Annotated in this window: 16 protein-coding genes; 7 read left to right on the top strand and 9 right to left on the bottom strand. The window is 65.3% G+C overall.

Annotated features, from left to right (window positions below; translation table 11 throughout):
- Nucleotides 1–328: 328 nt before the first annotated feature.
- Entirely contained in the window at nucleotides 329–1,096 is a 768-nt protein-coding gene (locus RND64_RS03215) for a hypothetical protein (RefSeq protein WP_235434284.1), read from the bottom strand.
- Between the two features lie 59 nt (nucleotides 1,097–1,155).
- On the opposite strand from RND64_RS03215, the gene ramB reads away from it, so the two are divergent.
- Complete coding sequence (gene ramB / locus RND64_RS03210; RefSeq protein WP_049697635.1) at nucleotides 1,156–2,577, top strand: acetate metabolism transcriptional regulator RamB; 1,422 nt, start codon at nucleotides 1,156–1,158, stop codon at nucleotides 2,575–2,577.
- Between the two features lie 239 nt (nucleotides 2,578–2,816).
- The gene (locus tag RND64_RS03205; protein WP_083444298.1) at nucleotides 2,817–4,214 is read left to right on the top strand and encodes a lipase family protein; all 1,398 of its coding nucleotides are present in this window, start codon (nucleotides 2,817–2,819) and stop codon (nucleotides 4,212–4,214) included.
- A 2-nt stretch (nucleotides 4,215–4,216) separates the two neighbouring features.
- Here the strand turns inward: RND64_RS03205 and RND64_RS03200 are convergent, their stop codons facing one another.
- The gene (locus tag RND64_RS03200; RefSeq protein WP_049697633.1) at nucleotides 4,217–4,684 is read right to left on the bottom strand and encodes a MaoC family dehydratase; all 468 of its coding nucleotides are present in this window, start codon (nucleotides 4,682–4,684) and stop codon (nucleotides 4,217–4,219) included.
- 26 nt (nucleotides 4,685–4,710) lie between these two features.
- On the opposite strand from RND64_RS03200, the gene RND64_RS03195 reads away from it, so the two are divergent.
- Entirely contained in the window at nucleotides 4,711–5,271 is a 561-nt protein-coding gene (locus RND64_RS03195; protein WP_049697632.1) for a carboxymuconolactone decarboxylase family protein, read from the top strand.
- Between the two features lie 9 nt (nucleotides 5,272–5,280).
- The gene (locus tag RND64_RS03190) at nucleotides 5,281–5,937 is read left to right on the top strand and encodes a class I SAM-dependent methyltransferase (RefSeq protein ID WP_049697631.1); all 657 of its coding nucleotides are present in this window, start codon (nucleotides 5,281–5,283) and stop codon (nucleotides 5,935–5,937) included.
- Between the two features lie 78 nt (nucleotides 5,938–6,015).
- On the opposite strand, the gene RND64_RS03185 is transcribed toward RND64_RS03190, so the two are convergent.
- From RND64_RS03185 to RND64_RS03165, 5 genes are all read right to left on the bottom strand, one after another.
- Entirely contained in the window at nucleotides 6,016–7,119 is a 1,104-nt protein-coding gene (locus tag RND64_RS03185; protein WP_049697630.1) for an LLM class flavin-dependent oxidoreductase, read from the bottom strand.
- Nucleotides 7,116–7,856, bottom strand: coding sequence for an ABC transporter ATP-binding protein (locus tag RND64_RS03180; protein WP_083444316.1), 741 nt, complete (start codon nucleotides 7,854–7,856; stop codon nucleotides 7,116–7,118). Before RND64_RS03180 ends, RND64_RS03185 begins: the two co-directional genes overlap by 4 nt.
- Nucleotides 7,853–8,695 (bottom strand): ABC transporter permease, encoded by an 843-nt coding sequence (locus RND64_RS03175; protein WP_049697628.1) that lies wholly within the window; start codon nucleotides 8,693–8,695, stop codon nucleotides 7,853–7,855. Before RND64_RS03175 ends, RND64_RS03180 begins: the two co-directional genes overlap by 4 nt.
- Complete coding sequence (locus RND64_RS03170) at nucleotides 8,695–9,693, bottom strand: ABC transporter substrate-binding protein (protein WP_049697627.1); 999 nt, start codon at nucleotides 9,691–9,693, stop codon at nucleotides 8,695–8,697. Before RND64_RS03170 ends, RND64_RS03175 begins: the two co-directional genes overlap by 1 nt.
- A 173-nt stretch (nucleotides 9,694–9,866) precedes the next feature.
- Nucleotides 9,867–10,694: a carbon-nitrogen hydrolase family protein gene (locus RND64_RS03165; RefSeq protein WP_200903213.1), complete on the bottom strand. Its 828-nt coding sequence runs from the start codon at nucleotides 10,692–10,694 to the stop codon at nucleotides 9,867–9,869.
- Between the two features lie 80 nt (nucleotides 10,695–10,774).
- Between RND64_RS03165 and RND64_RS03160 the strand changes: the two genes are divergently transcribed.
- Complete coding sequence (locus RND64_RS03160; protein WP_049697625.1) at nucleotides 10,775–11,416, top strand: GntR family transcriptional regulator; 642 nt, start codon at nucleotides 10,775–10,777, stop codon at nucleotides 11,414–11,416.
- Here RND64_RS03160 and RND64_RS03155 read toward each other — a convergent pair.
- Nucleotides 11,388–12,719 carry an MFS transporter gene (locus tag RND64_RS03155; protein ID WP_049697624.1) on the bottom strand — a complete coding sequence of 444 codons (1,332 nt, stop codon included), beginning with the start codon at nucleotides 12,717–12,719 and terminating at the stop codon, nucleotides 11,388–11,390. The genes RND64_RS03160 and RND64_RS03155 overlap by 29 nt on opposite strands.
- 129 nt (nucleotides 12,720–12,848) lie before the next feature.
- Between RND64_RS03155 and RND64_RS03150 the strand changes: the two genes are divergently transcribed.
- Entirely contained in the window at nucleotides 12,849–13,541 is a 693-nt protein-coding gene (locus tag RND64_RS03150; RefSeq protein ID WP_049697623.1) for a DUF2848 domain-containing protein, read from the top strand.
- Nucleotides 13,542–13,588: 47 nt separating this feature from the next.
- Here RND64_RS03150 and RND64_RS03145 read toward each other — a convergent pair whose 3' ends face one another.
- Entirely contained in the window at nucleotides 13,589–14,473 is an 885-nt protein-coding gene (locus tag RND64_RS03145) for a DNA-3-methyladenine glycosylase family protein (protein ID WP_049698013.1), read from the bottom strand.
- Between the two features lie 150 nt (nucleotides 14,474–14,623).
- Between RND64_RS03145 and RND64_RS03140 the strand changes: the two genes are divergently transcribed.
- The gene (locus RND64_RS03140) at nucleotides 14,624–15,478 is read left to right on the top strand and encodes a universal stress protein (RefSeq protein ID WP_049697622.1); all 855 of its coding nucleotides are present in this window, start codon (nucleotides 14,624–14,626) and stop codon (nucleotides 15,476–15,478) included.
- Nucleotides 15,479–15,551 lie beyond the last annotated feature (73 nt).

Genomic DNA, 15,551 nt, shown 5'->3' with positions numbered 1-15,551 from the left:
CGGAGTTTGCGAACTCTTCGGCACTTCCCGGAAACGCCTGACTCAAGGGTGCCACAACGGAAACACGCAGGTCCAATCCCCTTTGACTGCAAAAATGCGCCAACCATGTGGCGAAGATTTGCAAATTTTGCAAATCTGGAGATGTGAAGAGTCGTCAGCAGGACGTTAAAAAGTACGCGCGTACTGCGTTTTCTCGATACGCCTCAGCGGTGGCCCACCCACGGCGGCACACCGCGTCGACGCTCGCCGGAAAGACTCCCGACACCTCACATGTGGCGTGTTTCACACCACGGTTCGAGGTACTCCCGGGCGCCGACGCCACTCCTCGTCACCGCGCGGCCGCGCTCAGGGCTGTGCCGAAGAGATCAACGAAGGCCGACGACGGCATCGGCTCCACCGCGTCGGCTGGCGGGTTCTGCGCCCGTCCGGCCGGGCCGTTCACCGTGAGAGCGACCGTGAAGACCGCTCCCCCGGCGCGCTTCACGAGCGCATATCCGACATATCCGACCTGCTTGCGGACCGTCGAATCCGGCAGCGCGGTCGACACATCCGAGCGCGACAGAAAAGCACGTTCGACGCTGAGTCCGTCGGGACCGTTGGCGACCTCCGGCGGGTCGGGCAGCGTCGTCGACTCGGTGGTGACCGTCGCACCCGCGAGGCTTCCCGACGCAACGGTGGTTCGCGTCGTTCGGCACTGCCCGCTCCTCGTGCGGATGTCGTCGTCGATGTCGCGTCGAACGGTGGACACCAGCTCCACGAGCCCGACGTCGGCCGCGCTTGCCGCCAACACCGCTGAGTTCGACTCGCCGACCTTCTCGGTGAAGCTCGTATCCGCGGTTGGACGGCACTCCTGCGGCACCACACCGTCGGCGCGTGCCGCGGCAAGTTGGGCCCGGTCGGAATCGACGAGGTCGGAGACGGTCAGTTGCGTCGTCGCGAAGCCGGAAGGCAACTGCGCGGGCCGAAGCAGCAGATCGGCGGGAGCGACGGCCGTGGCGCTCACGACCGCGTCATCGTCACCGCAGCCCGCGAGCGTGACAGCGACGCAGGCGAGCAGCGTCGCTGCCACCCACCGTCGAACCCACCGCCCACGCATCGGGTCACCGTACCCTGAGCGGGTCCGACGAATTGGCGACCTATGAACTGCGGGGACCTATGAACAACAGGGCCTATGTCGGATCGCGTTTGCGGCAACTTCGCTCCGAACGCGGGCTGTCGCAGGTGGCGTTGGCGCAGACGCTGCGCATCTCCGCGTCGTATCTCAACCAGATCGAACACGACGCCCGCCCGCTCACCGCGTCGGTGCTGGCGCGGATCACCGAGGCATTCGGAGTCGACGGCGGGTTCTTCGACTCGCAAGACGACGTCCGACTCGTCGCAGAACTGCGCGAGGCGCTGCTCGACGACGACATCGAGGCCGCGCCGACGACCGCCGACCCGCAGGAGATCGCGGCGATGGTCTCGGCTCACCCCGATATGGCGCAGGCGATGGTGAATCTGCATCGCCGGTATCGGATCGCGATCGACCAACTCGCCGCGGCGACCGACGAACGCAGCGACCGCGCCATGCGCGGATCGATAACCGCGCCCCATGAGGAGGTGCGCGACTATTTCTACCAGCGCCGCAACTACATTCACGCACTCGACGTCGCGGCAGAAGAGCTCAACGCACGCATGCGGATGCACTCGGGCGACGTCCGACGGGAGATCGCCGACCGGCTCGAGCGCGTGCACGGCGTGACGATCGCGCCACGCGTCGACCTCGGCGACTACCTCCTGCACCGATTCGACCCCACGACACGACGTCTCGAGGTCTCGGCCGCGCTGTCGGCCGGCCAGCGGGCGTTCAAACTCGCCGCAGAACTCGCGCTCGTCGAATTCGACGATCTCCTCACCGAATTGGTCGACGAGGCGAATTTCACCAACACCGAGGCGCAGGCGCTCGCGAAGACCGGACTGGCCAACTACTTCGCGGCCGCAGTGTTGTTGCCCTACACGCAGTTTCACGGTGCGGCAGAGGATTTTCGCTACGACATCGAACGCCTGTCGGCGTTCTACGCGGTCTCCTACGAGACCATCTGCCACCGACTTTCGACGCTGCAACGCCCGAATCTCCGTGGTGTGCCGTGGTCGTTCGTCCGCGTCGACCGCGCGGGAAACATGTCGAAACGACAGTCCGCCACGGGATTTCACTTCTCGTCGAGCGGCGGCACGTGTCCACTGTGGAATGTCTACGAGACGTTCGCCTACCCGGGAAAGATCATCACGCAGATCGCCGAAATGCCCGACGGCCGTGACTACTTCTGGGTCGCACGCACAGTGGAGAGGCGGGCGGTGCGATACGGCCAGCCGGGCAAGACGTTCGCGCTGGGACTTGGCTGCGAACTGCGCCACGCCGCTCGAGTGATCTACTCGGACGGCCTCGAAATCGGCCCGCAGGCGCGAATCACCCCAATCGGCGCGGGATGTCGCGTGTGCGAACGCCAGCACTGTGCACAGCGCGCATTCCCGCCGCTCGGCTCGAGCCTGCGCATCGACTCCCATCGCAGCAGCGTGTCGCCCTACATGTCGCTCTGACGCAGTCGACGCAGTCGCTATGACGCAGTCGACGCAGTCGCGATGACAGTCGACGCATTCTCGACAACTCTTCTTGTCGCACAAGCGGACCCCGGTCCGAGGGTTACAGATCAATCACATGTCATACGGCGTAGCCATTTGTGGGTCGAACGATCAGGATGCAGCCCTATGGTGGGCGCGGGAGAGGGGAAGCAGCCGTCGGGGGTGCTTCCCTTCTCCCGGTCTGGAGGCAAGGCGCCATGCGTTCGTCACGGCGACACCCATCGCGGCGAAACTCCGCCGCCGTCTTCCTGCTGGCGTGTGTTGTCGCCGCGATTGCCCCGAGCGTCGCCGCAGCGGATCCGCCGAACATGATGGGTATCCCCCAACAGGTCCCCGATACCATCGACCGCGTCGTCCCCGCACCACCCTTTCCACATCTGTCGACAATCCCGTTGCGCGCACAGTCACCCGGGTTGTCTTGGCGGACACAAGAATTGCATGAGGCGACGTTGCCTACCCCGACCGGGGATCCCATGTTCGACCGGTGGCCGTCGAACCTCGGCTCCCTCCAGCCCGGCACCGTCATCGCGACCCGCGACGTGACCGCGTCGGCCGCGCCGGTGGTCACCGTGCCGATTGCGTCGGCGACGCTCATCAAGTTCCGCAGCACCGACGCCGTCGGAAAACCGAGTTTCGGTACCACGACGCTGATAACTCCTACCGCGTCCGCACCGGTGCGCGGCCCCCGACCGATCGTCGTGAACAACCTCCCCATCGATTCACTCGGGACCGCGTGCAACCCGGGTTACACGCTTGCCCATGGCTTTTCGATCGCAAGCGGTGTGACAGACCTCCTGCCTCCGACGACGCAGCTCGCGCTTGCCCACGGCTATGGCGTGCTGATCCCCGACCACCAGGGGCCGCGGATGGCATACGCAGAGCCCGTCGTCGCAGGTCATATCGTGCTCGACTCCATCCGCGCCGCGTCGAACCTGAAGCCGAAGATGTTCGGGCAAAGCGCAATTGCGATGAGCGGATACTCCGGCGGCTCGATCGCCACCGCCGGTGCGGCGAAACTCCTGGCCGGGTACGCGCCTGAGCTCGCGCCGCGCGTCGTCGGGGCAGCACTGGGAGGTGTGCCTGCCGACTTCCGCATGCTCGTCGGCAGTATGAACGCCAACCTCGCGACCGGACTATTCCATGCCGCGACGTTCGGTATCGCCCGTGAGCGGCCCGAGATCCTCACCATGGCCAACAACCCTGCTCAGTGGATTGCGTCGTCGCCGTTGAAGAACGTGTGCGTGATACCCGAGGCCCTCGCGGGCGCCACATTCATGCCGATGCAGTTGATGGCGAACGTCGGTGATCCGTTCCATTCGCCCATCGCAGAACACATCTACCGCGTGACAAAGATGTCCGACACCCGATCGGCGGTTCCGCTCTACATCTACAACGGCGCCCAGGAGTGGTGGATACCGGCCGCCGGGGCGCGCAACCTGTTCCTCGAACAGTGCCGACTCGGCGCGAACGCTCAATACCGTGACGTCGTCGGCGAACACGTCACCGCCGCCGTGATCGGCTTTCCTGACGCGATGAGTTGGCTCGACGCTCGTTTACGCGGCTCACCTGCACGCAGCGGCTGCCCTCATCGGTGATTTCAGTAGACGAGCACGCGCACGTTCTCGGCGACGCACGCGGGTTTCTCCACACCGTCGATCTGCACCGTGCTGCGCACCACCATGGTCACCCCGGCCGGACTGTCGTCGATCGACACGATCTCGGCGTTGGCGCGGATTCGCGACCCGACCTTGACCGGGCTGGGAAAGCGGACCTTGTTGAGTCCGTAATTGATCACCAGCTTGGGTCCGTTCACGGTGAAGATGTCGCCCGCCAGTAGCGGGAGCAGCGACAGAGTCAGGTAGCCGTGTGCGATCGTCGCACCGAAGGGTCCGTCCTTCGCGCGCCCGGGGTCGACGTGAATCCACTGGTGATCGCCGGTCGCGTCGGCAAAGGCGTCGATGCGGTCCTGGGTGACCTCTAACCAGTCCCCGTAGCCGAGGTCCTCGCCGATCGCTGCGGTCAGCTCCGAGATGCTGTTGAACGTCCGTGGTGTGATGTCCGTCATGAATTCTGTAGTCTACCGTTGCGTTCATGACGACCAGCGAAGGTGACGTGGCAACCGGCCCGCGTGTTGCTCCGGGAACGTTGAGCGACCTCGGACTCATCAACTGGGTGTTCGCGAGGGGCGCGGCACGCGTCATCGGCGTCCGCGACGCTCACGTCTTCTCCACCCTGGGCCGCACGCGCGGGCTCTTCCGCGCGTGGCTCTACTTCTCGAGCAGGCTGATGCCCTTCGGCTCACTGTCACGCCGCGAGTCGGAGATGGTGATCATCCGGGTCGCGCATCTGCGTGGCAGCGACTACGAACTCGACCACCATCGCCGCCTGGGCAAACGCGCAGGTATCGACGACGCCGAGTTCGCCCAGATCATCTCGGGCCCCGACGCGGGCTGGGGCGATCGGGAGAAGTGGATGCTGCAGGCGGTCGACGAATTGATCGCCGACAAGGACATCAGCGACACCACCTGGACGTCGCTGCGTCGCCATCTCGACGAACGCCGTGCCATCGCCTTCGTCCTGCTCGCCATGCAGTACGACTCGCTGGCCACCACGCTGCACACGCTGCGCGTCGCGCGCGACGAACGCGTCTGAGGTTCACCCATGACCTCGCTGGCCCAGCGGGCCATGAACAACCGACTGTTCAGCGAGGTCTACGAGCGACTGTGGCGACCGGCGTTCACCCGACTGTTCAGTTTCGGCGGATCGTCGACCGAGCTCGCCGACCGCGCACTGGTTGCGCATCTGGCGCGGCCCGGTGAGCGCAGCATTCTCGACGTCGCGTGCGGCCCGGGCAATTACGCGCGCAGGCTGTCGACGGGATTGACCGGCGACGGCCGTTGCGTCGGTATCGACTTCTCGCCGACGATGCTGTCCAAGGCCGTGGCCACGAACAGTGGCGAACGGGTCGCCTACATCCGCGCCGACGCGCATTCGATTCCGTTCGGCGACAACACCTTCGACTCCGTCGTCTGCCTGGCCGCGCTGTATCTGATCCCCGACCCGCTGCCGGTGATCGACGAGCTGGTCCGGGTTGCCAAACCAGGTGGCGAGGTCGCGGTGTTCACCTCCGTGGTCACCAACCTGACCGGACTGCCGGGAGTCCGAACCGTCACCGCACTCACCGGGTATCGGATCTTCGGCCGCACCGAGATCGTTGATCGCCTGCGGGCGGCCGGCGCGGTCGACGTCGAGCAGACCATCACCGGGCAGGGGCAATTCGTCCTCGCCCGGCTGCCCGCCGAAGAGGACTGTCCCTGAACGTGTGTCGTATCGAAGGATGTGTGCGCTGCAGCACCCACATCCTTCGATACGACACACATCCAGACGCCGCGAACCTCAGATCACCTGGGGCGCGCGGGCTTCGGCAGCACGCACCAGCGGCGCAACGCCCTCCGCGAACCAGTACGCCTCCTCGATGTGCGGCTGACCGGACAGGATGAAGTGGTCGACGCCGAGCGCGCGGTACTGACCGATGAGGTCGGCCACCTCGGCGTGGCTGCCCACAAAGGCGGTGCCGGCACCGGGACGCACCAGTCCGTAGCCTGCCCACAAGCCCGGGTACACCTCGAGATTCGCGAGGTCGGCGTTCAACGCGAGTTGTCGACGCTGCCCCTCGGACTCGGACTGCAGAAGCCGTTCTCGCGCAAGGGCAATCACGTTCGGGTCCATGCGGTCGACCAGCTTGCGGGCTTCTGCCCATGCCTCTTCGCGCGTGTCGCGGGTGATCACGTGCGCACGGATGCCAAAGGAGAGCGTCCTGCCGTGCCTCGCCGCCCGGGCACGCACATCGTCGATCAGGGCGGCCACCTTGTCCGGCGGTTCGGTCCACGTGAGGTACGTGTCGACGTGTGCAGCGGCAACCTCCCGTGCGGCGTCGCTTGCGCCACCGAAGAATACGGCGGGCGCTGGTGACGGAGGCCGTGCCACGGTGGCGCCGGTGACGTCGAGGTACTCGCCGACGAAGTCGTACGGTGTCCCCGACCACGCCCCGCGCACGATCTGCAAGAACTCTGCGGCACGGGCGTACCGTTCCTCCTTGCCGAGGTGATCACCGAAGCGCTCCTGCTCTTCGCGATCACCGCCGGTCACGATGTTCAATGCCAGTCGCCCACCGGATAGTTCGGCGAACGTCGCGGCCTGCTGGGCGGCCAATGTCGGAGTGATCAATCCCGGTCGAAACGCGACGAGGAACTTCAGCCTGCTCGTCTCCTGGATGAGAGCCGCGGTGGTCACCCACGCATCAAGGCACCAGGTTCCGGTCGGAGTGAGCACCGACTCGAATCCCAGCTTCTCGGCAGTCTTGGCGACGAGGGTCAGGTACTCGAGGTCGGGTGCGCGGTGTGCCGACGCGGTGCCGAGGACGCCCGACGACTGCAGCGCACCGAACACCTCACGACCGTCGCCCGACGTCGGCAGAAACCAGTGGAATGACGAACTCATCGGGCAGGCTCCTCAACAGATGTCGCGGTAGTGTCTCGGCTTCCGACGCCGAGGTGGCCGAGCACTCGTTCACGCAGTTCGACGACGCGCTGATCATCCCGGTGGCGGGGACGTTCGACGTCGACCGCGACGTCGTAGGCGATGGCGCCGTCCTCGAGGACGAGCACACGGTCGGCCAGTACGACGGCCTCCTCGACGTCGTGAGTGACGAGCAGCGCGGCGAATCCGTGTGTGCTCCACAGTCTCGTGAGCAACGAGTGCGCTTCGATCCGGGTGAGAGCATCGAGTGCGCCGAACGGTTCGTCGAGCAGTAGTACTTCTGGATTGCGCACCAGTGCGCGAGCGAGCGACGCGCGCTGGGCTTCTCCACCGGAGAGCGTCAGCGGCCAGGCGTCGACGCGATGCGACAGCCCGACCTCGTCGAGCGCCGTCACGGCCCGCGCTGCGGCATTGCCGCCGGAGAGGTTGAGCGACACGTTCTTTCGGACGCTCCGCCACGGCAGCAGCCTCGGTTCCTGAAATGCCACCGCGCGCGATCCGTCGACCTCGAGTCGGCCGCCGTGCTGGTCGTCGAGCCCGGCGATGATCCGCAGCAGCGTCGACTTACCCGATCCCGATCTGCCGACGAGTGCCACGATCTCGCCGCTGTGCAGTGTCAGATCGATGCCGTGCAACACCTCGACGTTGCCGAAGGAACGTGTAATCCCCTGTGCACGAACAACTGTCTCCCCACTCATCGACTCACCCTCCATCGGAGCAGCCAAGCCTCGAGGCCGCGGACAATCGAATCGCTGAACAATCCCAGCAAGGCGTAGATCACCAAACCGAGCACGATGATGTCGTTGCGGAAGTACGTGCGCGCATTCATGACGAGGTAGCCGAGTCCGGCGTCGGCGTTGATCTGCTCAGCGACAATCAGCGACAGCCATGCCACACCGAGCGACAGTCGAAAACCGGTGAGGGCACTGGGCATCGCCCCGGGAAGAATCACGGTGCGAGCCAATCCGATTCGGCCGAGTCCCACCGAGCGTCCCGCCTCGATCAGTTTCGCATCGACTCCGTGGATACCCGACACCAGGTTGAGGTACAGCGGGAACAGCACGCCGAGCGCCACCATGTAGACCTTGGGCTCTTCGCCGATGCCGAACCACACGACGAACAACGGAATCAACCCTAGGAACGGCACGGTGCGGAGCATCTGTAGTGGTGGGTCGATGGCCAGATCTGCGATCCGAAAGAAGCCGACAAGCAGACCGAGCGCGACCGCAAGCACCACACCGAGCGTCAGGCCGATGCCGACACGCTGCAGCGAAACCCCCAGCGCCGCTTGCAGTTCTCCTGTCCCCCACAGCTCACGTGCTGCCGCCCACACCTGTGTCGGCGGAGACAGCTTGCTGGCCGGAATGACTCCGTTGGTCGACAGCACCTGCCAGGCGATCAGCAGGACCAGCGGCGAAACGAGGCGCAACCACGGGCCGACCGACAGGCGATGACGTCGTCCGCCCGACGCACGCCGACTGTCTGCTTCGGTGTCACCCCGGACCGCTGTGGCCGACCCCGCGACTGCCCCCGTCATCAGTTCGTGCCCGAGAGCGCGCCGTTGAACTGGTTGTCGAAGTAGTCGGCGGCCGTGGGCTTGTTCGGGATCACCTTGGCGTCGGCGAACAGGTCGAGGAGACGCTGATGCTTGGCGATCTGCGCGTCACCGATCGGGACCAGAGAACCGGACGACGTCGAGAACGTCGCTCGCGCAACGGGTTCGGGGAGCTTGGTGAGCTTGCTGTAGATCGGAATCCACTGGTCCTCATGGGTCACGGACCACTTGTTGGCTCGCGCGAGACGGCCGATGAGATCGCTGATGGCCTTCTGCTTCGCCGAGTCGCCGAGCGATGCCGACGAGGCGAGGTAGTAGGCCTGCTGGGTGACCAATCCCGCACCGTCGGAGACGGCCTGTGCGCCGTGCTGCGAGATCGCCACTTGAGCAAACGGATTCCAGACCGCCCAGGCGTCGACCTGGCCGTTGGTGAATGCCGAAAGACCCTCGGTGGGCGTCAAGTATGTCTGCTGGATGTCGCTGGGCTTGAGGCCCGCCTTGTCGAGGAGCGCGAACACGAGTCCGTTGGAGCTCGATCCCTTGGTGAATGCAACCTTCTTGCCCTTGAGGTCGGCGATCGACTTCACCGACGAACCGCTCGGAACCAACAGGAAGTCTCCGGGCTTCTCGCGCGCCTGGACGGCGACGATCTTCAGGGGAGCGCCGCTGGCCTGCGCGAAAACCGGTGGCACATCGCCGGTTCCACCGATGTCGACCTTGCCAGCAGCCGCGGCTTCGAGCAGTGGCGGACCCGACTCGAACGAGGCCCAGTCGATGTCGTAGGGCAGGTCTTTCAGCTCACCAGACGCCTCCAGGAGCGACTGCGTCTGCTTGACCTGATCTCCGACGGTCAGCGTGATGCGTTGCGCCGACGCCGATTGCGTACCGCTTCCTGAATCGTCGAACGAGCACGCGCTCACCGACAGCGACAGCGCAGCTATGAGTCCGACGGCCAGTGCGCCCCAACGTTTCCTCGACACAGTTCTTCCTTCCCAGACCACCCCCGTGGGCGTCGATGTTGGGAAGAATTGTCGGCGCCGGTGTAGCGATCGCACCAATCACCGCCACTGCCGGACACGGAGGCCGGTCGCATCGGCCCAGCTCAGCTGCGCCGCAAACATTTTCACTCACCGCGACCGAAAGAACCGTTGGTTCAGCTCGGCACAGCACTGCCGATCATCGAGGCATCAATACGTCGGCGGTTGCGCAGAACGGGCAGCGAGTCACGCACACGTCGGACTGCCGCCGTATCGATATCGGCAACCAACAGGTCGGGGCCGCTGCCGAGCTGACCGATCACCGCCCCGGAAGGGTCGCAGACCATGCTGTGTCCGACACCTAAAGGCGCAGTGCCGGTGGTGATTTCGCCGCTTACCGCCGGGTCAGCCTGTCCGCATGCCGCGACGAACGTCGTAGAGTCCAACGCCCTCGCCCGTGCCAGGAGCGTCCATTGATCGACCTTGCCCTCGCCCGCACCCCAGGACGCCGAGACGGCCACGAGGTCTGCCCCCGCGGCCGCAAGCTCTTGGAACATCGCCGGGAACCGAATGTCGTAGCAGGTCGCGAATCCGATGGTCACGCCTTTCACCTTCGCGGTGACCAGGTGATCACCCGCCGACACGGTGTCGGATTCCGAGTATCCGAACGCATCGTAGAGGTGGATCTTGTCGTAGTGGGTGCGCGTTTCGGGTCCCGTGATCAACAGGGTGTTGCGCACTCGCGGCCCGTCGCCCGGCGTGAACATGCCTGCGACGACCGTGACCCCCGCCTCCGACGCGATCTCGTCGACAGCACGCGCCCAGTCCCCGGAGATCGGCTCTGCAATCTCGCCAAGGGGGACCCCGAATCGGCACATCATGGCCTCCGGAAAGACGACGACATCAACTCCGCGTGCTGCGGCATCGCTGACGTGACGTTTTATGATCCTCAAATTCGCGGCCGGGTCGGTGCCACTGTTGACCTGTGCGAGTCCGATGCGCAGTTGCGGGTTTGATGTTGTTCTCATTGAATCCTCCTGGATAGGTCCGCGACCACGGGTTATAGATGGGGTATACATAAGGTATGCAAAGTCCGTCCGGCCGGGACAAGGCATACGAGTACGTGCGCGACGTCGTACTCACGTCGCCCGCGGCCGCTGGTGCATTTCTCAACGAACAAGACCTGGCGACGCAGATCGGGGTCTCCCGCACGCCGGTCCGTGAGGCATTGCTGATGCTGCAGGCCCAGGGCCTCGTCGAGTTGGTGCCGAAACGTGGCGCGCACGTCCCGCCGATGTCCGGCCGCCAGTTGCGCGAATTGATGGATCTGCGCGGCGTGCTGGAGCGGCACGCGGCGTCGATCGCACTGCGCGCGAAGTCGGCGCCGGTAGCCCAGATGCGCGCGATCCTGGCTGACCAGCATCAACTTGCCGACGCGCCGAGCGATGAAGCCGCGAAACAATTCATCGATCTCGACGGTTCGTTCCACATGGCACTCATCGACGCAGCCGGAAGCGAGCTGCTGTCGACGACCTACGCCGGGCTGAGGTCGCGTCAACTGCGCGCCGGCCTGACGGCGTTGTCCACGACGCCGGATCGGCAACAGTCGGTCTGCCGAGAACACGGCGCGATCGTCGACGCGCTTGAATCCGGAGACGAATCGGCCGTCGGAAATGCCATAGACGCGCATCTGGAGATCACTCTGCAGGCACTGCTGCGGGGTTGATTCTCCGCAGGGACGCATCCTCGGCTTCAGCGCGGTCCGGGTCTCGCCCGATCGCCAGTCCGATGAGAGTCAGCACACCGACGAGACCGATGTACCCGACGATCGGCACCCAGTTATCGGTCTTGTCGAGCAAGAACGTGAAGATCAGGGGCGCCAGCGCGCCGCCGAACACTCCGGCGATCGTGTACGCCAACGAGCTTCCCGTCGACCGCAACCGAACCGGAAACTGCTCGGTCACGAACGCAGCCTGCGGTCCGTACATGAACGAGTGGAACACCAGTCCGACCGTCACGCCGAGGATGAGCAACGGCAGCGAGTCTCCGCGGACGAGCACAAAGAAGAGAACACTCCACGCGACGCCGCCAACGGCCGCGATGGCGTACAGCAGGCGGCGGTTCACGCGATCGGACGCCGCCCCTGCCAACGGAATGAGGCCGAGCTGGAATGCCGATCCGATGAGGATCGCGATGAGCACATCTCCACGGTCGAATCCCAGCTTGTTGACCCCGTAGGTGATGGAGAAGACGGTGAACAACGCGTACATCACATCCGGCGCAATGCGCGAGAGTATCGCCGACACAAGCGGTTTGGTCTGAGTACGGAAGACTTCACTCACCGGGGCATCGGAACGATCATCGCTGTCCTGGAGCGCTTTGAAGACCGGTGTGTCTTCCAGACGCAGTCGAATCCAGAGTCCGAAAGCGACAAGTACCGCCGAGAGCAGAAACGCGATTCGCCAGCCCCACGACTCGAACTGGGACTCGGTGAGGGTGAGAGTCAATAGCGCGAGTGCACCGTTGGCGAGGAGATTTCCCGCGGGCGGGCCGATCTGTGCTGCCGACGACCAGAAGCCTCGCTTCTCCGGCGGGCCGTACTCGCTGGAGAGCAGCACCGCACCACCCCATTCGCCGCCCACCGCGACTCCCTGCGCGAACCGCATGACGACAAGGATGATCGGGGCGACGACCCCGATCGCCGCGTAGGAGGGGATCAATCCGATCACGAACGTGGTCGCACCGATCAGCAGCAGCGTGATCACAAGCAGGCGCTTACGCCCGATCACGTCGCCGAGTCTGCCGAAGACGAAACCGCCGACCGGCCGGGCAACATAGCCAACCGCGTACGTCGAGAACGCGAGCAGGGTGCCGGTCAGTGGATCGCTATCAGGAAAGAAGACTTTCGGGAACACCAGCGCAGCCGCTGCGGAGTAGACGGCAAAGTCGTACCACTCGAGCGCTGTGCCGGTCAGGCTGGCAGCAAACGCCTTGACCAGCGGCTTCTTATCGGTGACAGCATCGGTCATCGGTAGTTTCCATTCGTTGTCGCGGACTGTCGTCGTGTGACGTGTCTCCCATACTTGCTGTATACAAGACGTATGCGCAAGTGTTCGGCGCTATCGAAACAGGCTGTTTACGAAAGGACTCCGACCCACATGCTCACATTTACGCTCCCCGACGGATCGTCGGTCGCCGTAGAACCGCAGGTCGTGTGCAATGCCGGCTACGCGGGCCGCGACCAGGCCGCCGTTGCCAGCCACATCGCAGAACTCGCCGAGCTCGGAGTACCTGCACCCGCAGTGACTCCGTCGCTGTATCCGATCTCGCCGTACCTCGCGCAGCAGACCGACGAGGTCGTAGTGCAGCACGGTCGCACCTCCGGCGAAGCCGAGTGGGCCCTGATCGTCACCGGCGACACCCGTGACGACGTCTTGCTCACCGTTGCATGCGATCACACCGACCGAGAACTCGAAGTTCACGGAGTCGCGTGGAGCAAGAACGCGTCACCAGACGTGCTCGGTACCGCGGCGTGGCGCCTGTCCGACGTCGCAGACCACATCGACGACATCACCTTGTCGGCGTGGGTCGGGCACGGGAGCGACACCGCAGACACCCTGATCCAGTCCGGCACCCTCGGCGACCTGCTGTCGCCGAACTACTGGCTCGACGTCCTCGCGGAACGAAAGTTGCTGCGCGAAGGCACGATTGTGATCTCGGGAACCATTCCGATGGTTGAGGGGATAGACCAGTTCGCTGATTCGTGGCGCGTCGCGATGACCGACGAGGCCACGGGCGCAACGATCGAGTGCGGGTACCGCGTTGCCCGCATGCCCGAACCCATTGGCTGACGGCCCTAGCCCCTGCCTGACAACCGAACGCACTGCCTGACAACCGATCACAGCTCCCGATAGTCGCGGACCGACATCCGGTTCCCTCGGCGCGGCGCATACGTGCCGTGGAGTTCTGCCATGCGCACGATTCGATAGCGTTGGCCCGCATACGGTTCCAGCAGTTCCAACATCCCGGCGTCGTCGACCTTCTCGCCGATCAGCGTATGACCGATGAGAGCGGGGATGTGGTAGTCGCCGACCGGCACGGCATCGGCGTCGCCGACGGCTCGCGCACGGGTTTCCGCAACCGTCCACGGGCCGACTCCGCGGAGCACGTCCAACTTGTCGTGGTGACGTTCGACGTCCAGGGCGGTAGCACCTCTGATGGTGCGCATGCGCACTGGTTCGGCACCACTGCGATGCCACTCCCACACGGGAATCCGGGTCCAGTCGGCTTGCGGGGGTGGAACGCGCATGTCGCGCGGGACGGGCCCCGGGGCTGGTTCGCCGAAGCGTCGAAGTATGTGCCGCCACGCCCGCCACGCCTCGGTCCCGACGACTTTCTGCTCGAGGATCGCCGCGGCAAGCGCCTCCCACACGCGGCCGGTACTACCGATGCGCAAACCTGTCGACGCCGCGACCAATCGAGCGACGGCATCGTCTCGCGGCACCAGGGCGGCCGGGTCGTCCGAGGCGCCGAGCATGTCCGGCATCTGTTCCAGTAGCCATGCGGCGCCAGGTCCCCAGGCGCGCCCGCGGATCGTCGAACCGTCGGAGGCGATTGCCAGCGTGCCCGGGCCGTCGGGAGTGTGCACCGCGCGCCAGATGGAACCGTCGGCGCCGTACCGGAAAGCCGGGTCGCCACTACCTCGTCGGTGGAGTCCGAGCGTGGCGCGGAGGTCGACCGGCTGCTGCGGCGTCCACGAACGTGTGGCCTCGCCGCTGCTCATCCGTTTCTCCTCGCCTGCGCCACCTCGACTGTAGTCGTCGGGTCCGACATCGCCGCGCGGGCGCACTGCCCGTCATCGGGGGCGTGCGACCCGATCCGGATGGGACGTAAGCCTCACGATCGGCATCGCTGACCAGCGCACACTCGAAGTATGAGGTATTCGGAACCCATCACCGTAGGCATCGACGGATCGTCGAGCGCATTGGCAGCGGCGCGCTGGGCAGCGCACACAGCATCTATTCATCAGACCACCCTCGACATCGTGTTCGCGATCGAGCCGGCATCGCCCCCGCTGATCGAGTTCGCGGTGCCCGAGGCATTCTTCGACGCCGCGCGTCTCGGCGCCAAGGCCGCGCTCAACGCGGCGACAGACGTCGCCTTCCATGAGGACCCCGACCTCGCACCGCGCACGCACATCGTCACCGGTTCGCCACGTGGCGCGCTGCTCTCGCGCTCGCGGACGTCGTCGATGGTCGCTGTCGGCGCATCCGGAACCGGCCGTCTCACAGCGGCTTTCATCGGGTCCACGGCGTCAGCGCTGACGTCGCATTCGGTGTGCCCCCTCGCGGTGATCCGCGAAACCAGCAACGACGTCGAACCCACCGGTCGGGTTACCGTCGGCGTCGACGGTTCTCCCGAATCGCTCGAGGCCCTCGATTGGGCGGCGCACGAGGCGACCGACCGAGCCGCCGAGCTGCTCGTACTCTCGGCATGGGACGCAACGGGTTTCGATCACTCCCACAAGGCGTTCACCACCGCAGAACACCAGATCGAAGGCACACTCGCCGTGCCCGTCGAAGCGATCAGACGACGCCTGCCCGGCTTGCGGGTGACCACGCAAATCGTCAACGACGCTCCGGTTGCCGCGCTCACCAAGGCGTCGGCCGACTCGGATGTCGTCGTCGTGGGCAGCCGGGGTCGCGGCGGATTCACCGGGCTTCTACTGGGGTCGACGAGCCAACGGGTCCTGCATTCGGCCCAGTGCCCGCTGATCATCGTGCCGTGACGTCTCGTCGCTGAAGAGACGCGAGCCGGGACCGACATCGTCGTCGGTCCCGGCTCGCGTGAATTCCGTTGTG

The sequence above is a fragment of the Gordonia sp. w5E2 genome (assembly GCF_036540975.1).
In the GTDB taxonomy this organism is placed as follows: Bacteria; Actinomycetota; Actinomycetes; order Mycobacteriales; family Mycobacteriaceae; genus Gordonia; species Gordonia jacobaea.
The sequence above is the reverse complement of the archived record's forward strand: the minus strand, read 5'-3'. Positions and strand labels throughout refer to the sequence as shown.

What these genes read in the sequence shown, in the direction of transcription:
- RND64_RS03150 (WP_049697623.1), top strand. Translation starts at nt 12,849, where the DNA reads ATGCTCACATTTACGCTCCCCGACGGATCGTCGGTCGCCGTAGAACCG.
- RND64_RS03140 (WP_049697622.1), top strand. Translation starts at nt 14,624, where the DNA reads ATGAGGTATTCGGAACCCATCACCGTAGGCATCGACGGATCGTCGAGC.
- RND64_RS03205 (WP_083444298.1), top strand. Translation starts at nt 2,817, where the DNA reads ATGCGTTCGTCACGGCGACACCCATCGCGGCGAAACTCCGCCGCCGTC.
- RND64_RS03190 (WP_049697631.1), top strand. Translation starts at nt 5,281, where the DNA reads ATGACCTCGCTGGCCCAGCGGGCCATGAACAACCGACTGTTCAGCGAG.
- RND64_RS03215 (WP_235434284.1), bottom strand. Translation starts at nt 1,096, where the DNA reads ATGCGTGGGCGGTGGGTTCGACGGTGGGTGGCAGCGACGCTGCTCGCC.
- RND64_RS03185 (WP_049697630.1), bottom strand. Translation starts at nt 7,119, where the DNA reads ATGAGTTCGTCATTCCACTGGTTTCTGCCGACGTCGGGCGACGGTCGT.
- RND64_RS03155 (WP_049697624.1), bottom strand. Translation starts at nt 12,719, where the DNA reads ATGACCGATGCTGTCACCGATAAGAAGCCGCTGGTCAAGGCGTTTGCT.
- RND64_RS03175 (WP_049697628.1), bottom strand. Translation starts at nt 8,695, where the DNA reads ATGACGGGGGCAGTCGCGGGGTCGGCCACAGCGGTCCGGGGTGACACC.
- RND64_RS03160 (WP_049697625.1), top strand. Translation starts at nt 10,775, where the DNA reads ATGCAAAGTCCGTCCGGCCGGGACAAGGCATACGAGTACGTGCGCGAC.
- ramB (WP_049697635.1), top strand. Translation starts at nt 1,156, where the DNA reads ATGAACAACAGGGCCTATGTCGGATCGCGTTTGCGGCAACTTCGCTCC.
- RND64_RS03200 (WP_049697633.1), bottom strand. Translation starts at nt 4,684, where the DNA reads ATGACGGACATCACACCACGGACGTTCAACAGCATCTCGGAGCTGACC.
- RND64_RS03180 (WP_083444316.1), bottom strand. Translation starts at nt 7,856, where the DNA reads ATGAGTGGGGAGACAGTTGTTCGTGCACAGGGGATTACACGTTCCTTC.
- RND64_RS03195 (WP_049697632.1), top strand. Translation starts at nt 4,711, where the DNA reads ATGACGACCAGCGAAGGTGACGTGGCAACCGGCCCGCGTGTTGCTCCG.
- RND64_RS03145 (WP_049698013.1), bottom strand. Translation starts at nt 14,473, where the DNA reads ATGAGCAGCGGCGAGGCCACACGTTCGTGGACGCCGCAGCAGCCGGTC.